Source organism: Methanosarcina sp. DH1 (assembly GCF_020804205.1).
Taxonomy (GTDB): Archaea; Halobacteriota; Methanosarcinia; order Methanosarcinales; family Methanosarcinaceae; genus Methanosarcina; species Methanosarcina vacuolata.
This window is the reverse complement of record NZ_WJBJ01000016.1, coordinates 119300-146204: the sequence shown is the minus strand read 5'-3', so window position 1 is coordinate 146204 and position 26905 is coordinate 119300. Positions and strand designations below refer to the sequence as shown.

At 38.7% G+C, this 26905-nt stretch carries 24 protein-coding genes and 2 pseudogenes; 8 read left to right on the top strand and 18 right to left on the bottom strand.

All coding sequences use genetic code 11. From position 1 onward, the window contains the following. Positions 1-269, bottom strand: a pseudogene (locus FXW07_RS08045) (IS5/IS1182 family transposase); the annotation flags it as partial. Between the two features lie 101 nt (positions 270-370). Beyond that, positions 371-1186 (bottom strand): annotated as a pseudogene (locus tag FXW07_RS08040) (transposase); the annotation flags it as partial. Positions 1187-1654: 468 nt separating this feature from the next. Here FXW07_RS08040 and FXW07_RS08035 point away from each other — a divergent pair. The 4 genes from FXW07_RS08035 (at position 1655) to FXW07_RS08020 (ending at position 4065) form a co-directional block, all read left to right on the top strand. Then, the gene (locus tag FXW07_RS08035; protein WP_229394994.1) at positions 1655-1954 is read left to right on the top strand and encodes a hypothetical protein; all 300 of its coding nucleotides are present in this window, start codon (positions 1655-1657) and stop codon (positions 1952-1954) included. A 113-nt stretch (positions 1955-2067) separates the two neighbouring features. Continuing rightward, positions 2068-2274 (top strand): type II toxin-antitoxin system HicB family antitoxin, encoded by a 207-nt coding sequence (locus tag FXW07_RS08030; RefSeq protein ID WP_048121586.1) that lies wholly within the window; start codon positions 2068-2070, stop codon positions 2272-2274. Continuing rightward, positions 2267-2482 (top strand): type II toxin-antitoxin system HicA family toxin, encoded by a 216-nt coding sequence (locus tag FXW07_RS08025; RefSeq protein WP_048121588.1) that lies wholly within the window; start codon positions 2267-2269, stop codon positions 2480-2482. Before FXW07_RS08030 ends, FXW07_RS08025 begins: the two co-directional genes overlap by 8 nt. A 1337-nt stretch (positions 2483-3819) precedes the next feature. Then, positions 3820-4065, top strand: a complete 246-nt coding sequence (locus tag FXW07_RS08020; RefSeq protein WP_229394993.1) for a type II toxin-antitoxin system HicB family antitoxin — start codon at positions 3820-3822, stop codon at positions 4063-4065. A gap of 96 nt (positions 4066-4161) precedes the next feature. On the opposite strand, the gene FXW07_RS08015 is transcribed toward FXW07_RS08020, so the two are convergent. The 7 genes from FXW07_RS08015 to FXW07_RS07985 form a co-directional block, all read right to left on the bottom strand. Further along, positions 4162-4404 (bottom strand): type II toxin-antitoxin system HicA family toxin, encoded by a 243-nt coding sequence (locus FXW07_RS08015; RefSeq protein ID WP_011307098.1) that lies wholly within the window; start codon positions 4402-4404, stop codon positions 4162-4164. Then, positions 4405-4623 carry a type II toxin-antitoxin system HicB family antitoxin gene (locus FXW07_RS08010; protein ID WP_229394992.1) on the bottom strand — a complete coding sequence of 73 codons (219 nt, stop codon included), beginning with the start codon at positions 4621-4623 and terminating at the stop codon, positions 4405-4407. It abuts the gene before it with no gap. Positions 4624-5080: 457 nt separating this feature from the next. Then, a complete protein-coding gene (locus FXW07_RS08005) occupies positions 5081-7240 on the bottom strand; it encodes a DEAD/DEAH box helicase (protein WP_229394991.1) in 2160 nt (719 codons plus the stop codon). Positions 7241-7242: 2 nt separating this feature from the next. Next, complete coding sequence (locus FXW07_RS08000; RefSeq protein ID WP_229394990.1) at positions 7243-8694, bottom strand: BREX system ATP-binding domain-containing protein; 1452 nt, start codon at positions 8692-8694, stop codon at positions 7243-7245. Between the two features lie 2 nt (positions 8695-8696). Next, positions 8697-9956 carry a BREX system ATP-binding domain-containing protein gene (locus FXW07_RS07995; protein WP_229394989.1) on the bottom strand — a complete coding sequence of 420 codons (1260 nt, stop codon included), beginning with the start codon at positions 9954-9956 and terminating at the stop codon, positions 8697-8699. Between the two features lie 7 nt (positions 9957-9963). Next, positions 9964-11148 carry a BREX system ATP-binding domain-containing protein gene (locus FXW07_RS07990; protein WP_229394988.1) on the bottom strand — a complete coding sequence of 395 codons (1185 nt, stop codon included), beginning with the start codon at positions 11146-11148 and terminating at the stop codon, positions 9964-9966. Beyond that, positions 11148-12008, bottom strand: a complete 861-nt coding sequence (locus FXW07_RS07985; RefSeq protein ID WP_229394987.1) for a hypothetical protein — start codon at positions 12006-12008, stop codon at positions 11148-11150. The genes FXW07_RS07990 and FXW07_RS07985 overlap by 1 nt, the downstream gene beginning before the upstream one ends. A 2325-nt stretch (positions 12009-14333) precedes the next feature. Here FXW07_RS07985 and FXW07_RS07980 point away from each other — a divergent pair. Further along, positions 14334-15131: a winged helix-turn-helix domain-containing protein gene (locus FXW07_RS07980; RefSeq protein ID WP_229394986.1), complete on the top strand. Its 798-nt coding sequence runs from the start codon at positions 14334-14336 to the stop codon at positions 15129-15131. A gap of 386 nt (positions 15132-15517) precedes the next feature. Here the strand turns inward: FXW07_RS07980 and ilvD are convergent, their stop codons facing one another. Continuing rightward, positions 15518-17179 (bottom strand): dihydroxy-acid dehydratase, encoded by a 1662-nt coding sequence (ilvD, locus tag FXW07_RS07975; RefSeq protein WP_229394985.1) that lies wholly within the window; start codon positions 17177-17179, stop codon positions 15518-15520. A 162-nt stretch (positions 17180-17341) separates the two neighbouring features. On the opposite strand from ilvD, the gene FXW07_RS07970 reads away from it, so the two are divergent. Beyond that, positions 17342-17626, top strand: coding sequence for a hypothetical protein (locus FXW07_RS07970; RefSeq protein ID WP_229394984.1), 285 nt, complete (start codon positions 17342-17344; stop codon positions 17624-17626). A 96-nt stretch (positions 17627-17722) separates the two neighbouring features. Here the strand turns inward: FXW07_RS07970 and FXW07_RS07965 are convergent, their stop codons facing one another. The 5 genes from FXW07_RS07965 to FXW07_RS07945 form a co-directional block, all read right to left on the bottom strand. After that, positions 17723-18412 carry a TIGR00153 family protein gene (locus tag FXW07_RS07965; RefSeq protein ID WP_229394983.1) on the bottom strand — a complete coding sequence of 230 codons (690 nt, stop codon included), beginning with the start codon at positions 18410-18412 and terminating at the stop codon, positions 17723-17725. Next, positions 18409-19443 carry an inorganic phosphate transporter gene (locus tag FXW07_RS07960; RefSeq protein ID WP_229394982.1) on the bottom strand — a complete coding sequence of 345 codons (1035 nt, stop codon included), beginning with the start codon at positions 19441-19443 and terminating at the stop codon, positions 18409-18411. Before FXW07_RS07960 ends, FXW07_RS07965 begins: the two co-directional genes overlap by 4 nt. 862 nt (positions 19444-20305) lie before the next feature. Next, positions 20306-20974, bottom strand: coding sequence for a phosphoribosyltransferase (locus FXW07_RS07955; protein WP_229394981.1), 669 nt, complete (start codon positions 20972-20974; stop codon positions 20306-20308). 52 nt (positions 20975-21026) lie between these two features. Beyond that, on the bottom strand, positions 21027-21737 hold the full coding sequence (locus tag FXW07_RS07950) for an SDR family oxidoreductase (RefSeq protein ID WP_229394980.1): 711 nt from the start codon (positions 21735-21737) through the stop codon (positions 21027-21029). Between the two features lie 336 nt (positions 21738-22073). Then, positions 22074-22784, bottom strand: coding sequence for an SDR family oxidoreductase (locus FXW07_RS07945; RefSeq protein WP_229394979.1), 711 nt, complete (start codon positions 22782-22784; stop codon positions 22074-22076). 369 nt (positions 22785-23153) lie between these two features. Here FXW07_RS07945 and FXW07_RS07940 point away from each other — a divergent pair, with 369 nt between their 5' ends. Continuing rightward, on the top strand, positions 23154-23813 hold the full coding sequence (locus FXW07_RS07940) for a GDSL-type esterase/lipase family protein (RefSeq protein WP_229394978.1): 660 nt from the start codon (positions 23154-23156) through the stop codon (positions 23811-23813). A gap of 205 nt (positions 23814-24018) precedes the next feature. Then, entirely contained in the window at positions 24019-24492 is a 474-nt protein-coding gene (locus tag FXW07_RS07935) for a hypothetical protein (protein ID WP_229394977.1), read from the top strand. A 134-nt stretch (positions 24493-24626) separates the two neighbouring features. Here FXW07_RS07935 and FXW07_RS07930 read toward each other — a convergent pair whose 3' ends face one another. From FXW07_RS07930 to FXW07_RS07920, 3 genes are all read right to left on the bottom strand, one after another. Then, on the bottom strand, positions 24627-24887 hold the full coding sequence (locus tag FXW07_RS07930) for a UBP-type zinc finger domain-containing protein (protein WP_229394976.1): 261 nt from the start codon (positions 24885-24887) through the stop codon (positions 24627-24629). A 94-nt stretch (positions 24888-24981) separates the two neighbouring features. After that, positions 24982-25818: an ABC transporter permease gene (locus FXW07_RS07925; RefSeq protein ID WP_229394975.1), complete on the bottom strand. Its 837-nt coding sequence runs from the start codon at positions 25816-25818 to the stop codon at positions 24982-24984. A gap of 3 nt (positions 25819-25821) precedes the next feature. Then, entirely contained in the window at positions 25822-26802 is a 981-nt protein-coding gene (locus FXW07_RS07920) for an ATP-binding cassette domain-containing protein (RefSeq protein ID WP_229394996.1), read from the bottom strand. Positions 26803-26905: the final 103 nt, after the last annotated feature.

Here is a 26905-nt window from a genome sequence, read left to right as displayed (position 1 = left end):
TCATTATATTCAAAATTACTAATATCGAACCTAACATCTTCGACGTTTTCTGTTATTGTTTTAGTTACTTCTTTCTCTGGAATATATGGATCCAATTTTTTATCATTCAAATAATGTATGTTGTTTCCGCTATAGTATCCAGTGTCTGCACATAGCTTAGTGCCTACTTTTAATAAACCACAATTTTCTTCCACAATTTCAATTTGAGGCTTCAATTGATACATGTCGTTTCTGTCTTGGCATACATCGTTTGCAACTATGATTCCTAGTATCGTGAAAACCCAAATGTTGAACATATATTTTAACGATTACCATCAGCTGATATTATTTTGATCTACATTGATGATCCATAATTAAGTTTTCATGGTACTAGTTTATGATCGACTGTAATTTGAGTATTATATGCCAGCTCAATCGTTCCTTTTTTGTTAAGCATAAACCGAGATTCTTGATCAGTCAAGCTCACATTATCAATATTGTCTTTTTCAAATTCATTAAGTGCTTCCTTAATCGTATTTTCAATCTTCCTTTTTCTATCGCCAGATTCATCCTTATTGACTTGCTTTATGTACTTCACGACTACAGCTTTTACTTTATGTTTTTCACTTTCATTCAACTGATCATAACCACGGCATTTTCCAAAATGCTCATCCTCAACTTTGTTTATTTCAATACCTTTTTTTAATTCATTCTTGACGTATTCTTCAATTACTTCCAAGACATTTTTCATAATCGCACTTTTTCTTGACGCAGAAGCTTTTACTTTAGATCCATCAATGCTTAATTGTTCAAGACCTATTACTCCTAGATCTCTGGCTGCTTTAACTGTATTTTTGAACATTGCAGTAATCAATTTTTCATTCTCTTTTCTGAAATCACTGATTGTTCTAAAATCAGGTTGTAGGTTTTCAGCTAAATACATGTAAACTATATTTTCTCGAACATTGCGAGCTATCGCTCGCGATGATCGAACTCTATCAAGCATAGATTGAATCAAAATCTTACACATTATGCAAGGATGATAAGCAGGGTGTCCAGAACCATCATACCTAGTTTCAAATTCACTAAAATCCATTTCATCCACAAAAGACTCAACTAAATAGCAGATATGATCTGAAGGAATAAGATCTCGGATATCTGGAGGTAAAGTCCAAACTTGATTCTTTAAAGATTTAATGAAAACCATAAACCAAAAAATTAGTAAAATATTATATAATAATTAATATATTCAAAGCAAAAACCTCAATTACCTAAGGTAATTGTCGGACAGCCTCCTTGCTGCGGGGTGCGCCAGATCAACTTTGATTTGAAAATTTACAGTGATAATCTCAACTGAAGTTTAGGAAAATGTCTTCTGGAAGTCCTCAATGAAGGCAAACGGCCAAAGAGTTTGAAGGCCAAAGAGTTTTAGAAATTTCAAAAAAATACGTTTGAGCAATCAGGAAAATTTTCAGAAAAAACGATAGCAGAAAAACATTCTGAAAATTGATAGGACATATGAGGAAGTCGGATAAAAATAATATTAATTCCATTCTACTATTAATTCCATTCTACTGGTTGAAAAAGCCGGCTTGACGGCTGCAAGAAAAAGGTTACTGAAAGGAATTAATAGTAGTGCTCTTATAATCAGATTTACCGAACCGAGGAGAAGACAATGCCTACAAAAGAAGAGATAGAGAGCCAGATTATGGACCTCTGGGACGAGATCTTTGATCTTGACGACAAAAGTCAGGAAGAATTAGAGGCTAAGTATGCAGAATGGCGGGAAGTAGAACCGCGACTGGACGAAGGGGTAGATGAACTCGTAATACATATTGAGTCAATGAAAGGAATCAGTGAAGAAAGCCTGCTTATCTACAAAGAGGTTAAAGAAATCAAAGTCAGGTACAAGCAGCAGAAGGATGAGATACAGGCAAAAATAGATGCGCTGAAGAAAGAAAAAGAAAAGATGTAAAGATGTCACTGTTTGATTTTTCAGGGTAAAGGCTGGAAGTCTGCCGTTTATCTACAACGCTAAAATCATCAGAGGCAGAGTATATTAAATATCAAAATTACCAATTATTCTTTATGCGGTTTACAATCAAACTTGAAGAATCTGAGGACGGAGGCTATACTGCCCAGTGCCTCGAAATTCCTGCTGCTATTAGCGAAGGAGATACTAAAGAAGAGGCACTTGAAAACATTAAGGAAGCTATTCAGCTTGTCCTGGAAGTAACAAGAGAGCAAGCTCAGGTACTGGGAGAAATCGCTACTGTGGAGGTTTCAGTTGGCTAAATTGCCTTCGACTTCCGGAAAAAAGGTTATAAAAGCTCTCGGAAAATTGGGTTTTGTCGTTGTAAGGCAGAAAGGAAGCCACGTAATTTTGCAAAGAGAATCAAACCTGGTCACCGTACCACTTCACGACCCTATTAAAAAATCTACATTAAACGCAATCCTGAAACAGGCTGACGTTTCACTCGAGGAATTGCTTGAGCACCTTTAATTTTAAGTGACTTTTTTGAACAACTTCATTTTGTGCAAGATTGATTGACTGAAAAAGGAATCTTCGATTGCCTTCAGACGGGACAATGCAGAGTATATTTCAAATAGACTACATTATTATTTCTGTAAAAATATATTTCCCGCGCCTACTGCTCCCCTCTTCCCCACCTGCCGTTTTTTCCAAAATCATGAAATTCTCAAACCGGACCCCTGAATCCTAGATTCGGCAGGTCGACATTTCATTTTTTATAGTTTTATTGATGCCGATTTTGAAATAATGATCCCTTGTTGTATATAGTTATTAGGTTTACATATGATCAAAACATAATCTTTCATGCTAAACTTTGATAGAAAAAGGATTCAGTGTTTATATATGTCGTTGGAGTTGAGCCACACGTTAACCAGCTGTAACTTTACTAGATAATTATCAAATGTTGAAAAACGATATCAAGAAAAATATTCAAATTCCTTATGTCGACCTGCCGAAAGGAGGCTGAATGCAAAATTTTTGAGAGCGCCCGGGAATTCAGAAGATACTTATTAAAAGCTTCAGGAGGGGGTTATGGAATTTACTGAAAATCTCTCTTGAGGAACTGGTTAATGTGAAATAGGTCATTTAAATTTTCCGGGATCAGGGTGTTTGAGAATGTTCTAAGAATGTAGGAAAGGAAGAGGAGGAGAGGGGAAGATTTGGCGGTATTTTCTTACTTTGGTTTTAGAGGAGGATTATGTTTTGATTGAAATGGAAAAACTGGCTTCTTTACTTTATTTCCCCCATACTTTTGAAATTTCGTTATGAGGTGATACCAGGCGCATTCAGTCGTATCTGCCTTTACGCATAATTTCCATTTGTTTTGTATCAAATTTCTCGCACCAATGGCGCGAGATTTTAAAAGTTTACATTTTCAGTTTTTTTATATCTCATTTAAACTTACTCAGGTAAATTATTTGTGACTAAAATCCACGTTCAGGAATTTCTTGACTGAGTTTGAGGTCTATGAATTAGAGGTAAATTAATTATTAACGTTCACGCGGGCTCACAATCGAATAAAAGTCAAAACGGTCTGATATTTCTGTAAAAATATATTTCTCTGCAGACGGCTCCCTCTCTCCCCACCTGCCATTTTTTCCAAAATCATGGAATTCTCAAACTGGACCCCTGAATGCGAAATTTTTGATAGCTACCGGGAATAAGTGAGATTTTTCCCCAACGACAAATAAGGCAGCCACTGGTTTCTTCAAAAGTATATTTTTTAAGAATTATATTTTTTAAGCCAGGCTTTTCGGGCCGGCATCAGCAAGATAAATATTTTATAGCAATGCGGAAATCTGTTAATTATGGTAGAAACGTACAGATTTTCAGCCGTCATCCAAAAAGAAGGAAAACGGTATGTTTCATGGTGCCCCGAACTTGATATTGCAAGCCAGGGAGAAACAATTGAAGAAGCCATTGAGAACTTAAAAGAAGCAATCGAACTCGATCTCGAAGACGAAGACGCTCAGATCCCCGTAGCTGGCCAGGTTTTTACCACAACGGTAGAGGTCTCTTCCCATGCCAAAACTTCCCACCCCGTCAGCTCGTGAAGTTATCAGGGCACTCAGCAGCCAGGGGTTTCAGTTGGTTAAGTCCCTGAGCTGGAAAAGATCTTGCTCTTTTTACAGTTTAACACTATTCTATCTTTAAAAAACAATTAGGCTTTTAATAAGTTCAATCCATTCATCCCGCGTAATTTTTACATCTTTTATTATCTTATTGATCATTCCTTTTCCAATCTTATTTGTGGGATGTACAGGGATTATAGTTGTTCTTCCATCTGGATGCCGTAAAAACAAGTGACTACCTTTTTGCCTTATCTGCTCAAAACCCATACTTTCAAGTGCTTTTATGACTTTTTTGCTGGGAAGAGGCACTATTTTATCCATTCAAACCTCAACTTTGACCTTCTGTATCCCGACAAAATCAAGATGTTCCTCTTCTCCCTCTTCGGCTTCAACCTCAAGGTACAGCTCAATTGCTTCTTTTATTCTTCTGTTTAATTCGTCAAGATTCTCTGCTTGTGTATGGCATCCTGGAAGTTCAGGCACAGAAGCTACATAGACTCCATCTTCGTCCTGTTCAATAACTACAGTAAATTCTCTCATTGACTGGCCTCGTCTTTCAGATATAAATCATATTCCAATGATTTTATTTATAGCTGCGTTAACTTTCTCGTTTACTCTTTGCAGGTCTGTTTTCAGGAAGAGGATTCTATGGAAAAGCTGATTTCAAATAGACTACATAATTATTTCTGTAAAAATATATATCCCGCGCCTACCGCTCCCCTCTTCCCTACCTACCGTTTTTTAGTTTTTGATCCTTCGCCAAACCGATCCGCGACAGAATCTCTAGATCGTGAAATCCCCAAACCGGACCCCTGAATACAAAATTTTAAATGAGTAGGCTCAGCATTATTTATTTTAAAATTATATTTCTATTAAGTAGAAGAGAGGTAAGAACCGATAGAATTGTCCAAAGAGAAGATTCTGGGTTTTTGAAAATTTGTTAAGACTGAAGATTGCATTTAGGGTAGTGTTCACTACTTTTGAATTTTATTGAGGCTTATAAAAAATATGCTAGTACATTCTCTTTTTCTTTATCTTTAAGGACTTCCCAACTGGAGTTTATTAGGGATTTTATTTCGAAATCTGGATTTAACCATCCCCAAATTTCTAAGAGTCTTACTTTTAAAGGAAGTGTTTTGTTTGCATGCGGCCGACTCATAATTTTTTCAAGTTTACTTAGAAGCTTTTCATTTTCCTGAAGTGATAATTTTAACATAGAGAGGTTAAGTCTGGTAAAAGCTTCCGGTCTTCCGGAGAAATCTATGTCATGGAAGCAGATGTACCAATCGTTAATTTCATTAATTTTTGACTCAAGAGAATAGTCCTTTACAACAAGTTCAAGAAATGCGTGAGTCCTTGCCCCTCCAAAGTGGAATACATACATGTATCCACTTCTTTTAACCACAGGCCATATATTTTGGTCAATTTCAAGATAATATTTTACTGTTGCAGGCTGGTTTGAATTTATATGCCCCGAAGAAGGTACATATTGCCATAACCCGGAAGGTTCGCAGTCTTTAACAGCTTTTTTAACTTCAATAGTCCAATTTTTCCACTTGCATATTTCAAACTTATTTCCTCCAATGCTAAGATTCTTTCCTGATTTATGAATCAAGTCTTTGGCAATAGGTTGGCCGCTGTTTCTGTCTACAATAGTCATTCCAGGTTTAGAGTCAATATTGGAGTGTATTTTACCCATTTCCTGAGTCTCGTCAAGCCAGTATTGGCCAAGTTTAAATATGCTATTCGAGATGCCTTCCTCTTTTAACTCTTCGTTCCAGACCATTTGCCTTAGAATTGAATCAAATACTTCTTCATTAAGTAAATCCGAGGTGAAAAGTTCTTTTAGTTTTTGTAGCGAGCGCTTATTTTTTTTGGATTGAAAAATATATGAGGCAATCTGCTGTCTGAGAACCGCATATTCAGGGCCAATACTTCCTTCCCCAAGCCATCCGTCTCTTGCTGCTTCTATCTGTGCACTGTGGATGATGAATTCTTCAATAGACTCATAGAGAGGCATCAATCTTGTTTCTCCTGTCCGGCGATTGCCTCTTCCGATTCTCTGTAAAAATGAAGAAACGTTAGGGGCAGGTCCGTCAAGGCAAACTAGGTCAATATTTCCGATATCAATACCAATTTCAAGGGTAGAAGTTGAACATACTACAATTTTATCTCTTTTTTTTGCTGCCTCTTCTGTAGACTCTCTAATCTTCCTATCAAGACTTCCATGGTGGGCATATACATCATAACCTAAAGGTTCAAGCGAGGTTTTTAGAGCCTCAGCTAAGTTGTCAACACGTTTTCTTGAATTTGAAAAAATGAGAATTTTTTCGGGTTCTTCCTGCTGTTTAATATATGCTTTAAGTGCTGATACTGTACTATTATTTTCAGAAGTACTATCTGGATGAATTGTAACTACTTTTATGTTTCTCCCGTTTTCCCCTTTTACAATTGCGGCTCTCTCTGAGAAATAGTACCATTTCACCTCCTCTGGGGCAGGCACAGTTGCACTTAGTCCTAGTATTTGAAGTTTTGAGTCATTTGTCCATTTTTTTGAAGCAGCATGAATACGTAGCTTTTTTAAGCGCTCTAGCAGCCATCTGACTTGTTCTCCCCTGGGAGTACCATAAAGCAGATGTATTTCATCAAGTACAACAGCAACAACATTTTCAAGGTCGTGTCTTTCGTGGTTCTCTCTCCAGTTACGGCAGAGCATGCTGTCAAAAGACTCAGGAGTAGTTATCAAAATGTTTGGAGAAATTGTCAAATCATCCCTATGATCTCCTGTTCTTCTTTTGATTCGAAGGTTTAGTCTTTGCGCAGGCATATAGAGACGTTCGTACAGATCATTAACCAGTGCTCTGGTAGGTGCAATGTACAGAATGGTCCAAGGTTCCTTTCGGAGGAGATTTCTCTCCACTAGGGGTGCGCAGGCTGCTTCTGTTTTCCCTGAAGCTGTTCCAGAAACAATCAGTACATCTTCTCCGCGTAGTATGTTAGGAATCACTTCTCTTTGAACCGCTTTTAGTCTACCAAAAATCTGAAAAAATGCATGCCAAGTGGAAGGAAGCATGCCTGCAATGCTGCAGTCAATTTTATAGTCTTTACTCAAAAAGGCGAATTGCTCCATATAAGACACCCTTAAATTCTTTTGCAAAGTCACGGAGGTCCATACCTTTTGTCCAACAGCCCAACATACTTCTTTACAAAGTATCGAATTGCCCCACTTTCATACATCTGCTCATTCTGCAATATCTCTTCCAATTCAGATAGTATACCGAAATCTGGGTCTTCCATGAGAGTGTATGCTTCTCTGTAAATGTGATATACATTACTTACAAACTCTAAGATTTCCTTATTGGATAAATTCCAATCAACTATTGGTTGTATATGATACGGTTCTTGGCCTGAACCTTTAACCATATAGGCTATGTATTTACTTCCAATATCCCATTCATCCCCCACACTTGCAAAATAAATCCCTAAAGAAGTTTCTGGATATTCTGTTTTACCTGTCACATATGTGCTAAGCATCTCTAAATTCTCTATAAAACGTTCTCTTTGCTTACTTGTACTAAGAAGGACAGATTCAACTTCAAGTTCGTCAATCAGTAAAATCAGTCCTTCATATCCTGCATACCGAGACAGAAGAGCTATTCCAACTATACACTCAATAAAAGTGTACGTTCTCTCATTCACACGCTGGCTGATTAGAGGAAATACTTCGTTGGTAATATCCCAGGTTTTGAGCTTTGTCTCTGCCTTCAGGACTTTTTTTGCTTCCGTAGCATTTATTCTTTCATTACAGCTTAGAAAATCATTTATCATAAATTTGACGTTCTCAAGGTCTCCCTGCGCATCCATTTTCTTAATTAAATAATATAATTTTCTTATTCGATCAGTACTAAGACAGGAAATCTTTGGTATCTCGTACCCATTGTGAATCGCCTTGCAAAAAAGGTCTAGAAGAGGTGTGGATTTTGAAAGTTCTTTACCTTCTAAGTTTCTCCATAAACTATACAGGAGCGTGTTTGGATTGGAAAAGCTAACTTTGTTGCCATCTACCTCTGTTCGCGCAATAAGATATCCTTCTTCCATTGCAATATGCCTGATAGTTGACATCAAATGGCTTTTTCCATCTCCAAACTGACCCACAATTTGATTCGTAACAGGTCTTTTTATTATCTGGTTATTTTCTTTTGTAGATTTGGGAAAGGAGGATCTTACCCATTTTTTAGTTTCTTCATATTTAATTGTCAGATCTTCTAGGTAATTATCAGGAACAAGACCGAATCTTAGGGCATCTATGCAAACTTTGGATTGGTGGATATTTTCTTTGATTTCATCACTTTTTTGGATTTTTGTTGTAAAAAAGGTTGGAATCTTAGGTCTCGCTGCTAATCTATCATTTAAACTTAACTTGTGGTTTGCTGGATTTTTTATTGCAGGAGTTTTTGTTACATTTAAAGGAGAAATTTCATCTATTCCCATATATCCTTCAAGGTTTTTCTCTATAAGGCAGACGAGAAATTTATCCAGATAAACTTTCACAATAATGCCGATTCCGAACTTTGTTTTGACCGAATCTCCTTTTTGTGGCTTCCAATCCATTTTTATGCCTCATCTTCTTCAAAGTCCTCATCATCTCCAAGAGCAGGCTCAACAAGCTCTCCATCTTCATAAAGACGTATAAGCATAATGCACGTTCCCTTTACCATTTTTCTCCTATTACTAGGACTAAGGTCTTCGTTACTGATCGCAATAGCAAAACTCTTAATCTTCTCTATAACTTCTTCTCTCGGGACTGTTATTTCACTGCCTACTTTTGAGTACAAAAGTTCAACTAATTTTCTTCCGATTTCAGTGAGTTCATCTGCAACTTCGCTTCTTGTAATTCCATCTCTTCTCGTGAGATAAATTAAAGGAGCACGCGTATTTCCATCCCAGAAACTCGTTCCACGGAATGGGTCCTGAACTCGCTGTTGTAAAGCTGCAAACTCCATCATCTCCTCGGAAATATCTGGAGTAATTGCATAAAGTACCAAAGCAGAACCATTATGAAGTTCATTTATAGAATTGATGTCAGATTGAAGAAGTGAAAGAAGCTGGCTCTTTTTTTGGGAGCTGATTGAAAAACCCTGTTCCGCTTCATCAAATGCGACTACAGTGCCCGTAAACCCAGCTCTTTTGATGAGTTGATAAAGTGAAAGCCCCGATCTTTTTGAGATGATATTTTGCTCACTTTTACTAATTCTAGAAACATTGAGCATTTTGTTTATTTCCTTATTGTCAAATTCTCCTGAGAGCCAGCGATATGCAAATTCGAATTTTTCATCATTTCTTTTCTGGTATGCATCAAAAGCCTGTTTTACGACTCTTCCAAAAATCTCAAGTTCAAAATGATAATTTTCCAGTCCTGATATCCAGAAGCGAAGGTATTCATTAGCATCTTTTTCAGTTTGACCATTCCTAAGTATGTCATTTTTTACTTTTTCCATACATGCAATGAGTAAACTTTTCATTTCACCTTCAGATTCTGGAGTTGATTCTGGAGTTCTCAGATTTCGAATAAACTCCCTATAAATCATATAATTGCTTGTGACATCTACACTTTTGGTGAGATTCACTTTTGCAGTAACGCAACTTTCTCCACGTGCAGCCTCTAACAATTGGTTTATAAAATGAGTCTTTCCCGAACCATAAGGCCCAACTACGAACTTTTCTGCAGAACCTCCTCTTAAAAATCTTCTTATCAAATAAGTTTCACGTATCCTTCGGATTGCATCATCGTTTCCAATCCCAAAGAGTCCGCAACCTTCATCTGGAGCATGACCGTTTTCAGCCATAGTATCAATCAAATGTAATATTTCCATCTTTGCCTCAAACTCCTATCATTTCAATTGAATGCTGAGCAAAGGCTTTGATAATAGCTCTCTTGTAGTCTTTTCCAGCATGTTCTTCAAGTTGTTCGATCCCTATTTTTAGCAACTCCTGTTCAAGTCTAATGGAATCTCCTTCGCAATAATCTACAATTGATATGAAGTTTTCAGTAATTTTCTTGAGGAAATTCTCTCTGGCTTCTCCTTCAGTTTTACCAGAGGAGTATAGAGAATTAACTGCAGAAATTGGTAAGACTGGCCACCTCCATGCAGAGCCGGTTTCTTCAGCCATTTCGAGACCCAATCTTTCTCCTAGAGCAGGATAACACTGCTTGCAGTCCGCAATAAAATTTGGAAGTACTGCAAAAACTGCAAGTACTCCCCGGTTTTTCCCAAGGGCGCAGGAGTCAATAAATCGCCTAATTATATTGGATGCCGTTTTTATTCTTCTTGGAATTGCACTTCTTGTATGAAGCATCCAGGATTTATCTGTCTCATCAAAAAGCAGGACCCAGCCTTTTAATCCGATAAGTTGAGACCCATTTAATACCGTGTTAAGTATAAGTTCAGCATTACTTACAGATAATGAATTTTTTACATTTTTCAGCCCAGAGGCTTTCATGGCGCTTGATGTAATTTTTTCTCCCAGAAGAAATCGATATAAATTATCTCGTGCCTCAGTGTCCAGAACTGAACTTTTAATCGCGTATAGGATCGCATTTTGGAATCCCGGATGTGGAAGTTGAGATCTTTCCAGTATCTCTCCTTTTATACTGCCTAAATTCTCAATCTCAAATAGTATATTTGGAAGTTTACGAATAATTTCATTATTAATTTGCATGCTGCAGTTTTCAAATATGTGTTTTGTAATCTGATCCCAATGTTCAAAACTTAGATCATTTGCCAAATCAATCCGGCATACAACATAGCCCTTTTCAAGGGCTAAATTTTCAATTAACTGAAGTAGGTGAGTCTTCCCTGATCCATATGTCCCTTCAAAAAAACGACAGGTGGACCCACCTTTGAGTATGAAATCATCAAGTAGCTCCGTTTCAATAAAATTAAGAAAATCGTTCGAGCCAACGTCTATAATCTGAGCTATCCCCTGCTTTGGAGTTCCATTCTCAGCAAGGACTTCAAGTAACTCGATAAGAGTATCTTTTTCGGGTATCAAATTTTTAATCATTAGGAATCCCCACTTCCCCGAATGTAACAGAACATTTTATAATTAGAGTGAGGATCAAGACCGTTTAATACGACTCCATTCTTTTGTGTTTCTGCCTGGTTCCCGGTTTCAAAAAATATTCTTTTCTCATCTGATATGTTCTTCATTTTCCGGTAAATATCTAAATTATAAAGAAGTGCCCAGACAGGAAATTCAATACTTATATTACTTCCAGGCTTTTTATTCTCGAGCTGGTTTTTGAACAACTCTATCTGAATATTTTTGTAGAATTGAATGATTGGAACAAAGTTATGGTTATAAGTGCTTTTCTTTTTTTTAGCTCTCAGAGCACTCCCGTAAGCGTTGTAAAAGATATTCTCAATATCTTTCTCAGGAATTTCAGCTTTTTTCAGCATTTCCAGGCATTCTTGTTCATACTTTATTATTCCATCTTCACTACGAATCTTTTTTCCTGACATTAGAATTTGTTTATTGAAAAAAAAACTAACAGAATAATCTTTTGGATTTGTCTGAACCTCAAGTACCCCGACACGCAGTATATCCTTGTCCATGATTCTATACGGTCTTTTCTCTTCCTGAATCCAATTTATGTAATCATTGAATGCTTTTCTGAAATTATTTGATCTAACTCTTTTTGCTTCTACGACATGTGTCTGTAATTCTTTTTTTAGATCTTCAAAGTAAAGATTTAAATCTGAAAGCTCTGGAATTTTTTGAATGTATTTTTCAAGTTTCTCGATTGAATCCGCATCATTGAAATTTATCTTTTTAAAATCGCTAACCATCTTTTCAATCTTAGAAAATTTATTCTTTATAAAATTGAAACTCTCCTTTTCATCAAATTCCCCTTCTATCTTCATGTAATCTTCATCCTTTTGATTTCTAAAGCTTTATTAATTCTCTTACTCTCTAATTATCTTATACATATCATATAATTTTAGTGTTACAATCTTAAAATAAAGTTAAAAGATGTTAAATCATTTTCGTACTTTTCCTTATATAAATTATAAGTTAGTAAAAACTGAAGATAATTATTAATAATCTCAAAATTTGTATCCTCTTCAAATTCAATGGAGAATTTTCCAACTCAAAAAATATGCAATAATTTTGTCACACAGTTATAAAGTTAAATACATCACTTGAAGTTGTTTTTCAGATTTGGATACATTATTAAATTTTCAGCAAATACATGAAATTTACTTTTACCCATACAATTTGCAGAGGATACCAAAATTTTAATTTATATCCTTAGTTCCACACTTTTAAGCACATAAATGTGGCCTGGTATTGATACATGCATTTAAACTTAAGCACGTTTAGCCGCAAGGTAAAATTTCTAAATCGCAATCATTGATCTCACCAATTTATAGAAAAACATATATGCGGACTCTGTTCCAAAATCTAGTGATTTTTTAATTTCTTGATCGAAAATCTGAATTTGTAATAAGAATTTAGTCTCCAATAAAAATTAAAATTCAATGTGTAAAGCCTTCAATCCATATGTATAATCACAGGAATGTAACCAATTACAAAATCTAGTGATTTTTAGTTTTATATTCATCATTATATTTTGGAAGTAAGTTTATATGCGCCTAAAAAGATAACGTTATGTTTTCCGGCTCTTCGCTGTTTTGGATGGATTAATAATAATTACTTGGTAAAAAAGTAGCTAGTGCCGAGAAAACGTAATTATGGATCGCCTGAATAAGCTTTGAATTCCTTTACTCAAAGAAGCTTGCTCTTGCCGATTTGTCATGAATAACTATCCAAGTTTTATGCTCCATAAATAAATTTTCGTGGTACTAGGCCAAGAAGAGAAACGTCAAGCCTGAATGTGATTTTCAACAATAAATGTTTATAAATTTTAGATATGCTACTTCGACATTTCGGAGATGAATATAAGTTACCAACTCGAAACAGCGAAGAGCCTATTTAAGGATATTTAAGGACTTACGCACATGAGGAGCAAAATCAAGTATAGTAAAGACTGTGGATTTAAGTCGCATCATAGATAGTTGATGATCTGATGCTGTTGATTTTTCAGTTCAACTGCGTAAGTCCTAATTGCCAATCAAGTATTGTGAAAAGGTTGACAAACATAGAACACTTACGACTCAATTCCAAATTCTAACTATGTTGAATCAGAAAAAGGTCCCAACTTAGTTCCAACTTAGCCTATCCGAAAGCCTTGTAACCTGCTGAACTCTTACGATAAAACAATGTGTACTATTCTATAAGAAGTGGCACGTTCTTTAATGGAAAAACTTGAGGGTAAACTCAACTCTTACTAGTTTTTCAAGTATCTGATAATAACGCTATTATAGACCGCAGTTAAAATCAAAGTTGCGCTGGCGCACCCCGCTGCAAGCAGGCTGTCCGACAATTACCTTCGGTAATAAAAGAGTTCCTTCTTTTTTGATTTAAAGGTCTTATTTGCTTTCTCTTTAGCACTTTATTATTACTATCAATAATTGTCGGACAGCCTCCAAGCTAGCGGGGTATTCGAATGAAATAATTAGTGAAATCTTCATTATTGTAAAGAAAGAGGAACCTGACATTAAATGAAGGCATAGAATTCTCAAGTTCATATTCCGGACACTGACCCAAATTTAACAGGACAAAAATGTGATGTTGGTGTCCAATATAATCAGAAATTTTGAACGAGGGCCAAGAGTGCGAAATTAGAGATACTTTCATGCCAATACTTCATGTTTTTACATTGGGAATTGCTTTATAATTCCACTTCCCCAAATAATCATCAAATACAATTTTCATGTTTTCCTTGAAGGTCCCACTTAATTTTCTTCCCGTTTCATACATTTTGTCCTTGATAGTCGATAACACTTTTAAGTCCTGTTGATATAGAAGTCTTATCAACAAGGCTTTTGACCACATCAATAATGCTGAAAACGATACCCTTTACAGGCATTTGTGACATGACAGAATAACCTGCGCTCTATTGGGCTGTATTTCAAGGTATGTGCTGGATAATGAGCCATTCTTATCTCAATCCCAATTTCATCTACTAACCTTTTTAAGTTAGGTCTATTTGACCAATCCGCCCAACAAATATATAATTTTAATAAAGTCATCCACTTAAAAAGTTGAAAACAGTAGTAACTTATATATCTTTGACAGCTTTAATCTATTTAGCTATATATAATTCAATAGGAGACTGAAAAGGGTTGCAATTCGAACTTCTAGAGTTGATTTTTCTTTCCGACAAGCGAAAGCAGTTATTGCTCTTTCTAAAAGGCGGTCCGAAAAACATAGATGAGATCAAGGAAGCCCTTGAGGTAACGTCCACTGCCATTTTGCCTCAAATAAAAAAATTAAAAGAAAAATCCCTGGTCGTTCAGGAAGACAAAATCTACAGCCTTTCACTTATAGGAAAAGTCCTTGTTGAAAAGATGCAGCCTCTTGTCAGCATAATTGATGTCTTCGAGGACAATTTTGATTACTGGGCTGAACGAGATTTTCAGGGAATTCCCTCTTCTTTCCGAAGGCGGCTTGGAGAACTCGGAAGGTGTGACCTGATTCAGCCAGATCTGGACAGGATGTTTGAACTTGATCCAAAAATCGTTGAAAACCTCTCTAAATCGAGTAGTATTCTTGAATGTATAGCCTATTTTGACCCCTCGCTTATTTCGATGTGTAAGGAACTTGCCAGAGATGGAGTCAAGCTTTCCTTTCTCATGTCCGGCCCTGTTTTTGAGCACTATTCTAAGGATTACTTCGAAGACCTCCAGAATATACTGACATTCGAGAGCGTGAAGTTTTTCCTGTACTCTGGAGAACTCCGGATCGCAAATCTAACCGCAACCGACAGATTTGTCATGATTTCCCTTTTCCCGAAAAGTCAGAAGCATTTCGATAGGGAAAGCCTGATAAGTTACGAGCCTTCAGCCCTCCAGTTTGGAAGTGAGCTTTTTGATGAGTTGCTCAAGAATTCCATCCAGATTACACAAATACCACATGAATAAATCAGCCTTTCCTAAAAACTGCTTGCCCACAACCCTTTTGAAAAAACTGCTTGCCCGCAACCCTTTTCAAAAAACTGCTTGCCCGCAACCCTTTTCAAAAAAGGCTTGAGCGAAAACCCCAAGAACCGTTTGAGTCTGGTAACCTTATCCCCAAACCCTATCGGCGTGATAAACCGGCGCAACGGTTTGTGATCAACAGGCGCAACGGTTTGTGATAAACCAACGTAACGGTTGCGGTTAAAGCGGCTATTATGGTGAAGATGCCGAACGGAGCCAGGGCGGTTTATTTACTTGTAAGAACAAATATTCTTCATTTGCTGAAGAGGGTTAAAAAAGAGGAAGGATGAACCCTTCCGATATAATGTTTTTAAATAACCTTGGAAAGCTCAGTCCACTATTCCACCTGTATTTGCAGAGTGAACGGAACGCTGATACCTTGCAAGGTAGCCTGTAACTTCCTTTTTTGGAGGTACGAATGCCGCTTTTCTTTTCTGAAGCTCTTCTTCTGGGACTTTAAGGTTCAGAACTCTTTCAGGAATATTAATCTCTATCATATCCCCGTCTTTTACCAGAGCAATTGGCCCTCCTTCGCTGGCTTCAGGAGAGACGTGCCCTATACATGGTCCGCGTGTGCCTCCGGAAAAGCGCCCGTCAGTTATCAGAGCCACAGACTCCAGCAGGCCCATGCCTCCGATTGCGGCTGTAGCTGCAAGCATTTCCCTCATTCCAGGGCCGCCTTTTGGGCCTTCGTAGCGGATAACTACAATATCTCCAGGTTTTACATTGCCTGCAAGGATACTTTCCATAGCATCTTCTTCACAGTCATAAACTTTGGCAGGGCCTGTATAAACGCGCATTTTAGGGTCAACGGCTGCCTGTTTTACGACCGAACCGTCAGGGGCAAGGTTGCCTTTAAGGACTGCAATTCCCCCTTCGGCATGAATAGGCTTGTCGAGAGTTGCAATTATATCTTTATTGAGTTTCGGGTTAATAATCTCAAACTCGTTCAGGTTTTCCCCGATAGTTTTGCCATTTGCTGTAAGCTGATCCAGGTGAAGTTTGGAGGAAAGCCTCTGCATGACTGCCTGAACTCCACCTGCTCTGTCAAAGTGTAGCATGAAATTAGGACCGCCAGGGCGAAGCGAGATCAGGTGGGGTGTTGTCTTGCTCAACTCGTCAAATTTTTCAAGAGGAAGATTCAGCCCGAATTCATGGGCAAGGGCAGGAAGGTGCAGAGTAGTATTTGTGCTCCCCCCGACTGCCATGTCTACCATAATTGCATTTTCAAAAGACTTCAAAGTGACAAGTTTTCTGGGAGTCAGGTTTTCTTTAACCATTTCGACGATACGCTCACCTGATTCCTTGGCAATCCGGACCTTTTTTGCATCCACTGCGTGAGCAGTTGCACAGCCAGGAAGGCTCAGGCCAAGCGCTTCGGTCACACAGGCCATGGTGTTTGCGGTAAACATCCCTGCACAGGACCCGGCTCCTCCGCAGGAAAGATTTTCAAGCCTTTTAAGATCAGGTTCTGAGAGTTTGCCTGCACTGTAAGCGCCCACTCCTTCGAAAACTGAGATCAGGTCTGTATATTTGTCATCAACATAACCCGGAAGCATAGGCCCTCCGGTTACGACAATTGCAGGGATATCAAGTCTGCCTGCTGCCATGAGGTGACCCGGCACAATCTTGTCACATGTGGGAATAAGGACAATCCCATCAAACTGATGGGCTTTAACCATAAGCTCTATCGTGTCCTCAATAACTTCTCTGCTGGGAAGGGAATATTTCATACCCTCATGTCCCATTGCGATTCCATCGCATACTCCTATAGTATGGAATTCAAAAGGAACTCCCCCGGCGTTCCTGATTCCGGCTTTTACAGCCTCAGCAAGTTTATTCAGATGGATATGGCCAGGAATTATATCGTTCCAGGAATTAACGACTGCGATGAATGGTTTCCTCATCTCGGAATCTGTGACTCCTGTCGCTTTCAGAAGTGAACGGTTGGGAGCACGTTCAGGTCCCTCTTTGATGATATCGCTTCTCATTATAAATCTCCATAAAGTTTCATGATGAAAACTAAGTATAATGTATAGATAGGAAAAAACTTCATAGTATAAACAGGTTGGGGAGGAAAGACTTGTAAAAAATAAACAGGATATGAACAGCGGGATGAAAGAATCGCTAAGGAGAAGGAAAGCAGGGAACATTTGTTAAAGGTACTGGTTCTGCCAGAGGTTCTACTGCATAACAATGTGGCGGAACTGGCTGCGAGAGCAAAGGTCAGAAAAAGAGATGTGAGCTTTCAAACCATAACAGAGAAAGGAACAAAGGCAAATGACACATTTATGACGATTTTTCAGACAGCAAAGAGACTGGGTGTAAATACATATCAGTACATATGTGACAGATTCTATGTGACAGATTTGCCAACAAATTCGAGATACCATCTCTGGCCCCTCTGGATCAACTCATCAGAGAAAAAAGTTCATTGAATGGAAATTGAGGGATTTCCACTCAATTTGAAGAGGATACTGTAAATGTTATAGTCGAAAAGGAAAATGTGTTGTAAAAAGATGATAACTAAAAAGTTATCTTCTGAGAATCATTGTCCTCAGACGGTCAGCAGCGCTTGCGGATTTATCAGCGATGCCTCCTATTCTTTCGACAAGTCCCATAAGGTGGCAGACGCCTGCGCCTCCGAGAACATCCTCGTATTCGAAGATATTTTTCAGGAGTGCGGTTTCAAGCACATCCACATCATGTTCCAGTCTTTCGACTTCAGGGATGATGGTCATAGTTTCTTTGATTTCTTCCTTGCTGAAGGAAGTTGCGAGAAGCTTGTAAAGTGCGCCAGCAAGTTCATCGTAAAGCCTTGCAGTCTTCAGGGAGGTGTTCATCAGTTCCATAAAGCCTTTTTTGATTTCCTCAGGGACATCCTTACAGGACCGAAGGGTCATCCAGTAGGCAGCCGCCTGAGCATAATCTGCAATAGAGTCCTGCTGCTTAAGAAAGGAAAGGAGGTCTTTTTTATTCACGGGCAATCTTACTGATGAGGGAATGCTTGCTCTTATCTTTTGTTTGAGTTTATCAGCCTCATGTTCCAGTTTGTCAATCTCATCTGTTCTCTCCTCCAGAATGGACTGGTTTCCTGCACAGTAGGCTTCCATTGCTTCAGCCAGCTTTTCAACTGCCAGCACTCCCTTTTTTGCGTGTGTTTCCAGAGGCACAAAGGGAGATTCAGCAACCACGTCAAGGACAGAACGGATGTAGTCTTTCATAAAAAGATCACCTTTAATCCTACAAAGATCAATGCCGATGTTAGGGCGGCTATAGGAACTGTTGCTACCCAGGAAGAAACAATTTTCCAGATTACGCGCAGGTCAACGGCTGCAATCCCGCCTGCAAGTCCAACCCCTATAACCGAGCCGACAAGAGTGTGCGTAGTCGAAATCGGAAGGGAACTGTAACTGTGAAGCAAAACCACTGTCGCTGTTGCGAACTGGGCAGAAAAACCACGTGTAGGAGTAAGTTGCGTAATCTTTGAGCCAATTGTTAGAACTACTTTATAGCCCCAGGTGGCCATTCCTATTACCATTCCAAGACCTCCCAGTAAAAGCACCCAGAAAGGAATTCCGGATTCTGTCCCTGAAACTCCCATAACATTAAGTGCTGCACAGAGAGGACCAATCGCATTTGCTACGTCATTTGACCCGTGTGCAAATGCAATATAACAACCAGTAATGAGTTGTAAGGATATGAATTTTTTCTCAACAAAAGGCAGGTCTATAGCTCTATGAAGGTAGATTTTTCTTATTAGGGAAAAGGTCAGATAAGCAAAAACCGCTCCAAGAACTGGAGATATAAACCAGCTGGCGACAATTTTCAGAAGCTCTCCCCAGTGGATTTCAGAAAAAGAGATCGTTCCATTGTAAGCCGCAATCAGCCCGAAGCCAAGCACTGAACCAACTATGGAATGGCTGGTTGAAACGGGAAGGTTATAAAAAGTGGTGAGAGTTACCCAGAAACTTGCCGCAAGAATCGCAGCCAGCATCCCGACCGCCACAATACCTGGGTGGACTTTGCCAATGATGCTGATGGGGACAATCCCATTGGCAATTGTAGAAGTTACTCGTCCACCAAACAATACGGCGCCTAAAAGTTCAAAAACAGCAGCAATAACAATCACTTGCTTGATTGATAAGGATCCTGTTCCAACTGAAGTCCCCATAGCATTTGCGAGGTCATTTGCCCCTATATTCCAGGCCATATAAAGGCCCGCTAAAATAAGCGCTATGATAAGTACATCCATTTTTTTCTGCTCCAGAAATATTAAACCTCAAATCTTTTAGTAATTATAATTATAACCCTTAACTAATAATAACCATAAACTCCGATTTTTAGTTATTATAATAAGTTTATCTGTTTCATTTATCCAAAGATTTATTATTTTCATTAATTCCTGAACACTTCTTTAATTCTGAGCTTGTATGCTATTTCAGACCATTTCATTATATTTTATAGTTTCCATATATTTTCGAGCGCTCTATATAATCTATAGATCTATATACAACTATTTTTGATATATTCATATTCTCTTTACCTCAGGGTTAGCAGCTTTAAATCTCCTATCTGAAGATAACATGGACAAACTCTAAGAGAACAAAGCTTTTCCGTTATTCAAAATAACGTAAAGTTTTTATTCGGATATGCCTTTCCAGAACTTCAATAAAAATGTTTAATTTTGAAAAAGAAGTCTCTGAAAATATTTTGTGGAAGGATTCTAAATCTGTTCCAGAACTTCAATAAAAATGTTTAATTTTAAAAAAGAAGTCTTTGGATATATTTTGTGGAAGGATTCTAAATCTGCTCCTAACTTCATTCTGGAAAAGTAGAGAAGTTATTGCATAATTACTAATTGTAATAGAGTACTGTAGCAGAGTATTAATGTAACAGAGTATTAATGTAACAGAATTTGGTTTTTAAGAGTACTAATTGTATAGTATTTCTATAGTTATTCAAATAGACTATTTAATATGAATTAATTGACAGAAATTGTGCAATAGTCTAGATCATTTAACAGTCCAGATCATTTAACAGTCCAGATAATCCAACAGTCCAGATCATTTAACAGCCGGGATCATTTGATATAGAACAGTAGAGGAAGATATTTTTCAGGTTTCAAGCTCATGAAATTCCTGATATTTCAGTTCTTTTTTCCTGATATTCTCTCTGAGCAGGTCCAGCACCTCTTCATCCGAAACATCGTACCATCTCTCGTAAACCTGAGCAACAGCTCTGAAATATGCAGGAATCTCAAGCACCACGAGCTCATCTACTATTTTCCGAAGCTCTTCTGTGATCTCTATTCCTGCTACAGGCACTGCAACCACTATTTTTCTGGCCTTCCTGTTTTTGCAAAGTTCAATGGCTGCCCGCATTGTAGAACCCATTGCAATGCCGTCATCAATTAGAATTACAGTTCTTCCCTCAAGCTCGGACAGTGAATTTCCTCCTCTGAGAGCTTTTATGCGCCTTTCAATCTCAGCAATTTGCTCCTGTTTTATCCGTTCAATGGTTTCTCCTGAAAGCCAGTTGTGTGCATTTTCTAAAATAAACGTGCTCCCGTTCTCGGCTATTGCCCCGAATCCGGCTTCAGGATTGTCCGGGAAAGGTAGTTTCCTTGAAATAATTAGAGAAAAATCGGTATTCAGCTTCGCTGCAACCTGCAGTCCAACTTCCACTCCCCCACGTGGAATAGCAAGAATAATAGGATTTTCAATCCTGTATTTTTCAAGAGCTTTTGCAAGCTTCTCTCCTGCGTCTTTACGGTTTTTGAACATGTTTCCACCTTATATTCAAAAATTATGCCTTTTTTCCGTACAAATATTAAAATCAAAATATCCTCATAGGCCGCCTGTAAATTTCTACTGAAGAGCCTGAAGGAAGAACGGTTTCTGGTAAACAAAGTTCCAAAACTTTGTTTGCAACATCTTCAGGCTTGAGAACAGGCTCATCTGAAAAAAGCGAGCGGTACATGTCGGTATCCACACCTGCAGGACAGACTGCATAAACCTGAAGTCCACCTCCGACTTCGTAAGCAAGAGACTCTGTAAAACCAATTACTGCAAATTTTGAAGCGCAATATATCGAAAGCTTCGGTATGCCATGCTTTCCCGCTCCCGAAGATATATTTACAATCCTGCCTTCTCCCCTTTTAAGTAGATGAGGAAGAGCGTATTTTGTGCAGAAAAACATACCTTTCACGTTTGTATCCATAATCTCATTATATTCTTCAGTTGAAGTCTCTACAAGGTATTTCCTGTATGCCACTCCTGCATTGTTCACGAGGATATCAATTTTTCCAAAAGCATTTACTGCCTCTGAAATCATGTTTATGACTTCATCTTCTTTTCGAATGTCGGTCTTTACTGCAAGGGCCCTTCTTCCTTCCCTCTCCACCAGCCTGGCAGTTTCTCTAATTTCTCTTTCGGTTCTTGCAACAATTACAATGTTGGCTCCTTCTCTTGCCAGTGACAGGCAGATGGCCCTGCCAATTCCTTTTCCCCCACCGGTTACAATGGCTGTCTGGCCTTTCAATCTCATAGCAGTCACTCTACAGTCAGCAGTCACTCTACAGTCATTTTATTAATTGTCAAGCAGGATAAGGATATAATTTTGGAAGCACTATTTCTAAACTGCAATCAAGAGCTATCTCTTAAAAAGAAAAGGAAATTCCGGCAAAAGAATGCAGAAGACCTGGCAAAAAGATGATTTAGATACTATAAAGCTGCCAGAGCTATCTGTTATAAGTCTGCCAGAACTGTTCCATAACTGTCCCATAAATGTCCCATGACTGTCCCATAAATGTCCCATGACTGTCCCATAAATGTCCCATGACTGTCCTATAGTTATCGGAGGTCTGCTCCTTGGTATTTATAATTAAAGCTGAGGGACTGGAAGCGCCTGTATCTCGATTATCTTCCCTGATGTAACTTTTGAATCAGGCGAGGCAAGTTCCAGCACTTTTTCTGCGATGTGCTCTGGCTTGAGCGAAGGCCTGTCCGAAAATAGTGACCTGTACATACCCGTATCCACAGCGCCAGGGCAGATAGCATAGACTTTTATTTCTCCTTCTAACTCGGACGCAATAGATTCTGTTATTCCGTTCACTCCAAATTTAGAGGCAGAGTATACGGAAAAATTCGGAAGCCCGTGTAATCCTCCTACCGAGGATATATTGATTATTTTTCCATTATTGCTTTCTCTGACGTATGGAATCGCATACTTTGTGCAGAGAAAAACTCCTTTTAAGTTGGTATCCATCATTTGTTCGTACTCTTCCAGGGTGGTATCTTCCAGTTTCTTTTTGTAAGCCACTCCCGCGTTGTTGATAAGGATATCAAGCCTGCCGCATTTGTCAATTGTCATTGAAATCAGGCGTCTTACGTCCTCTTCATTCTGCACGTCAGCCTGGACAGCCATGGCTTTACTGCCCATTGCTTTTAATTTATTTACGATCTCTTTGATTTCACTCTCATTCCTTGCTGCAATAACGACGTTTGCTCCCTCTTTTGCCAGAGCAAGGCAGATAGCTCTTCCTATCCCTTTGCTCCCCCCAGTTACAAGAGCTGTTTGACCTGCTAAACTCATTGCTACTCCTTTTATCGGTTTATATTTATATAATTGTTTTTTATTAAATAAAAGATAGAACGGAGAAAAAAGGGATATATTTTTGGAAATTAAGTTTCTGAAAAGAAGTTCTTCTCACGAGAATGAGCTTTTTGATATTCTCAATTTCTTCGGTTGTCAGCCTTTTATTCAGAATTCTGGTGCGAATTCCGGCAGACGAATAATATTTCGTTTTGGGTTGTACCATTCTTGACGCTCCAAGGCGTCTGAGATTATGTGAAGATCCCTCCATCAGCCCTGAAAAGATGGAAGAAACTTTGAAGTTAATCCATATTTGAAGAGTCGAATCTGAGAAGAAAATTTATGAATACACTGAATATATAACAACTCATGTTTGTGTCATCTATATCCCTTTCTGGTCATGCAGACATCGGAAATAATACACTAAAAAATAATACACTAAAAAATAATACACTAAAAAATAATACACTAAATAACAATAAAATATCTGTAGTGTGTATGGGTGATTCCATCACATACGGTTTTTGTGGAAATGGAACTTCATATCCTTCAATATTGCAATCACGATTGTCTGGGGCAGTAATAAACAACGCTGGTGAGTGCGGAGATCAGACTTACGAGATGCTAGCCAGGTTTGATAGAGATGTGATATCACGCCATCCGGATTTTGTTATAATAATGGGCGGTATCAATGACCTTCTCCTTGGACAGCCTGAACAGGTTATTGAAGATGATCTAGCTGTAATGTGCAAGAATTCCATACAAAATGGAATTACACCAGTACTTTGCTCAATCACACCAATGACTTATGTTCCACGGAATTTGAAAATAAAAACAAACAACCTGAACAAGTGGATTCTATCATATTCAAATGTACAAGGCTATAAAGTGATAGATTTTAACTCTGTGCTGGGTGATGGCCATGATAATCTGAGACAAGAGTACGATTCTGGAGACGGGTGCCATCCAAACGCTGCTGGTTATGTTGCTATGGGAAATTCGATTGACATCAATTTGTTTAAACACTAGAGGTAACTGGTGCCATCATACATTCAAAACACGAAACAACTGCAAAAAATAGTGATTACCTTGTAAGGGCTATTATATTAACCATTTAAGGTCTGTTATATTACCATTTAAGGTCTGTTATATTACCATTTAAGGTTAATACTTTCACATAGCTCAGGTGAACCTTTTAACCATTACTCGATATTTCCTTTTGAGGTTGGTTGAAATGGACACATCAGAGAAGTATATCAGAATGTGCTCACTAGCGAAGGAAATTCAGCAGAAGTGGGTATTTCAATCCGGTGATTTTGTTTATAATTCAGCTTTTGAAAAAATTGAGGTTTTACTCGACCCTGAAAATAATTCTATTAATTATATCTGGCTACCGAGACAAGATCAACTTCAAGAAATCTGTATCACATTCTTTATGCATAATCTGAGGATATCGAAATCCGAAGCATTCTCACGATTTTTGGAATGGTACTCTGGACGCCTGAGATATACTTTCGAACATGGACTCAAGAATGGAAACGGTTTCATAGACTCAGGGGAAGAACTTTTGTTAAACCGTGCAATGATAATGATGCACTGGAAAAAATGGGACGGGGAAAATTGGATAAAAGCTCTAGATGGAAAAGAATCAGGGAAAATTCCCGCAAAAAATGCTAATTACTTCCAGGCTGGATCTAAAAAGGATTAGCGGTAGAGAGCGCGGATTCAAAAAAGATAGTAATTATCGTATTTCAAAATGTTTTCCTGTTATTACAGTATCGAAAATTTTTCACCCTGACAACGCGAAGCATTATTCGAAAATCTGACATTCGCGTTATACTTTTACTCAAGATACTGGTGATCAATATAACAGTACTTCCAGTTCTCACCTAGCTCGAAAGACTGGATCACAGGATGCCCGGTTTCTTCAAAGTGCTTTGTTGCGTGTTTATTTTTTGACTGGTCACAGCAGCCCACATGTCCACAGGTCAGGCAAACCCTCAGGTGTACCCAGCTATCTCTGCTTTTCAGGCATTCCTCACAACCCTTTGAGCCCTGCTCTATGTTTTTAATTTTTATCATAGTTCTGTGTGTACAGACCACAGTGTTTATCCCCCCACTTTACTCTCCCACTTTACCCTTCCACTTTTCCTTTTTACTTTTATCTTTACAGCTTTAAAAATGAGCAGTATTGAAATTACGTAACTGTAACCCTGGTAAACCTCCACCTTGCAATAAGAAACATTATTCCCGCAAAAGCCAGGAGAGCCAGGAAGGAGACAATAACCTCTCCCTGAGTGTAAGTATAGCGGAGTCCAATTGACGAAAATTCACTCCCTATTGCAAAATATCTTATTCCGCTGACAAGGTGTGTGAGAGGATTGACTGTGGACAGAGCCCGGAGCACAGGAGGAAATGAATTTGCAGGGTAAAGTGCATTGCTCGTGAAAAAGAAAGGCATAGTAAGCAGGGTTATTACAGCCTGCATCCCTTCCGGGCTTTCCATTGTTATTGCTATTGCAGCCGAAAGGAAAAGAAACCCGAGAGAAAATGTCCCTACAAAAAGCATGATCCCGATGAGTGAAACCAGAATCTGCGTTACTGTGTAGCCTTCAAAAAACTGGACTCCCAGTAAAAGCCCAAAAACCATGATCACAGTAGCCTGGATAAAGGATTTTGTCATGGCTGAAAGTCCTATCCCTATGATTATATGGATTCTTGGAAGAGGACTTGAAAGGGTCTCCCGCATAAGCCCCCAGTTTTTGTCAAAAAGCAGCACTGTCCCCCCAAAAAGGCTTGTAAAAAGCGTGGTCATGGCAATAACGCCTGCGCCTATGAAAGTCAGGTATCCCACAACCCTCACCCCGGGAATAACCGGCATGGTTGCAGTAAGCCTTTCAAAGTTGTTTGACATTGCTACTCCGAAAAAAGCTAGCCAGAGTGCAGGCTGTACAAGGGAAGTAAACAGGAGAGTTCGGAACCGGACAAACCGTAGCATGTCACGCCAGTATATGGTAAGAAAGCCTTTATGCATCTCTTAACGCCTCCCTGGTTTTGACACAATCGTTTTTTCGGTCCCCGTATCCCTGATCTCCCTTCCGGTATAATGAACAAAAACGTCATCCATTGATGGCTTTTTGAGGTTTACGGCCCTGATCTTAATACCCCCGTTCCGAAGTTTATCCATGATCTCAGGCAGCAGGTAGGTGCCGTCCATATTGACCATAGCAATTATTCCTTTTGCTTTGTCTCGAATTCCTTTTACAGTATCAAGTTTCATTAACAGACTGGACGCTTCCCTGTTATCACTTGTTTCGAAATATATAAGATCTTCACCAAGCGCGTTTTTTAACTCCCAGGGCTTGCCTGTGACAATGATTTCCCCATGATCTATGATGCTTATCCTGTTACTGAGCTGGTCGGCTTCGTCCATGTAATGGGTTGTCAGAAAAATGGTTGTGCCCTGCCGGTTGATGTCTTTTACATAATCCCATATTCTGATTCTTGTCTGAGGGTCAAGCCCGATTGTAGGCTCGTCCATGAAAAGCACTCTCGGGCGGGTCATGAGGCCCCTCGCAATCTCAAGCCTGCGCTTCATTCCGCCGCTCAGGTATCTTGTCAGGACATCCCTCTTTGCTTCAAGCTCGACCAGACTGAGCAATTCGTCAACACGCGCCTGCCTTTGAGCTTTTGGCATGGAATAGAGCCTTCCGTGGTATTCCAGAATCTCCCGAACAGTCATATCCCTGTCAAGAGTCAACTCCTGAAAGACAATCCCTATTGATTCCCTTACTTTTTCAGGCTCGATTCTCAAATCATGGCCTGCAATAGTTACTCTGCCTTTCTGCATAGGCAGGAGAGTGGTAAGAATATTAATTACAGTACTCTTCCCAGCTCCGTTTGGTCCGAGAAAAGAAAATATCTCCCCTTTTCTTACCGTAAAACTGATGTTATCGACGGCTTTTATTTCGCCGAAAAAATATTCAAGGTTAGTTACTTCTATGATATTGTCTTCCAGAGCCAGTACTCCCTCTGTTTCTATCTATAAAGGAAATGAAACTTTCATTGATAAATAGGTATTTTGCCTGAGTTTCTGCAGAAAGTAAACTGGTTAATGAATA

Coding starts and splice junctions, on each gene's coding strand:
- FXW07_RS07935 (WP_229394977.1), top strand. CDS start 24,019: ATGGACACATCAGAGAAGTATATCAGAATGTGCTCACTAGCGAAGGAA.
- FXW07_RS07945 (WP_229394979.1), bottom strand. CDS start 22,784: ATGAGTTTAGCAGGTCAAACAGCTCTTGTAACTGGGGGGAGCAAAGGG.
- FXW07_RS07995 (WP_229394989.1), bottom strand. CDS start 9,956: ATGGAAATATTACATTTGATTGATACTATGGCTGAAAACGGTCATGCT.
- FXW07_RS07955 (WP_229394981.1), bottom strand. CDS start 20,974: ATGTTCAAAAACCGTAAAGACGCAGGAGAGAAGCTTGCAAAAGCTCTT.
- FXW07_RS07960 (WP_229394982.1), bottom strand. CDS start 19,443: ATGGATGTACTTATCATAGCGCTTATTTTAGCGGGCCTTTATATGGCC.
- ilvD (WP_229394985.1), bottom strand. CDS start 17,179: ATGAGAAGCGATATCATCAAAGAGGGACCTGAACGTGCTCCCAACCGT.
- FXW07_RS08030 (WP_048121586.1), top strand. CDS start 2,068: ATGCGGTTTACAATCAAACTTGAAGAATCTGAGGACGGAGGCTATACT.
- FXW07_RS07965 (WP_229394983.1), bottom strand. CDS start 18,412: ATGAAAGACTACATCCGTTCTGTCCTTGACGTGGTTGCTGAATCTCCC.
- FXW07_RS07925 (WP_229394975.1), bottom strand. CDS start 25,818: ATGCATAAAGGCTTTCTTACCATATACTGGCGTGACATGCTACGGTTT.
- FXW07_RS07940 (WP_229394978.1), top strand. CDS start 23,154: ATGTTTGTGTCATCTATATCCCTTTCTGGTCATGCAGACATCGGAAAT.
- FXW07_RS08010 (WP_229394992.1), bottom strand. CDS start 4,623: ATGAGAGAATTTACTGTAGTTATTGAACAGGACGAAGATGGAGTCTAT.
- FXW07_RS07985 (WP_229394987.1), bottom strand. CDS start 12,008: ATGAAGATAGAAGGGGAATTTGATGAAAAGGAGAGTTTCAATTTTATA.
- FXW07_RS07990 (WP_229394988.1), bottom strand. CDS start 11,148: ATGATTAAAAATTTGATACCCGAAAAAGATACTCTTATCGAGTTACTT.
- FXW07_RS08035 (WP_229394994.1), top strand. CDS start 1,655: ATGCCTACAAAAGAAGAGATAGAGAGCCAGATTATGGACCTCTGGGAC.
- FXW07_RS08020 (WP_229394993.1), top strand. CDS start 3,820: ATGGTAGAAACGTACAGATTTTCAGCCGTCATCCAAAAAGAAGGAAAA.
- FXW07_RS08000 (WP_229394990.1), bottom strand. CDS start 8,694: ATGGATTGGAAGCCACAAAAAGGAGATTCGGTCAAAACAAAGTTCGGA.
- FXW07_RS07950 (WP_229394980.1), bottom strand. CDS start 21,737: ATGAGATTGAAAGGCCAGACAGCCATTGTAACCGGTGGGGGAAAAGGA.
- FXW07_RS08015 (WP_011307098.1), bottom strand. CDS start 4,404: ATGGATAAAATAGTGCCTCTTCCCAGCAAAAAAGTCATAAAAGCACTT.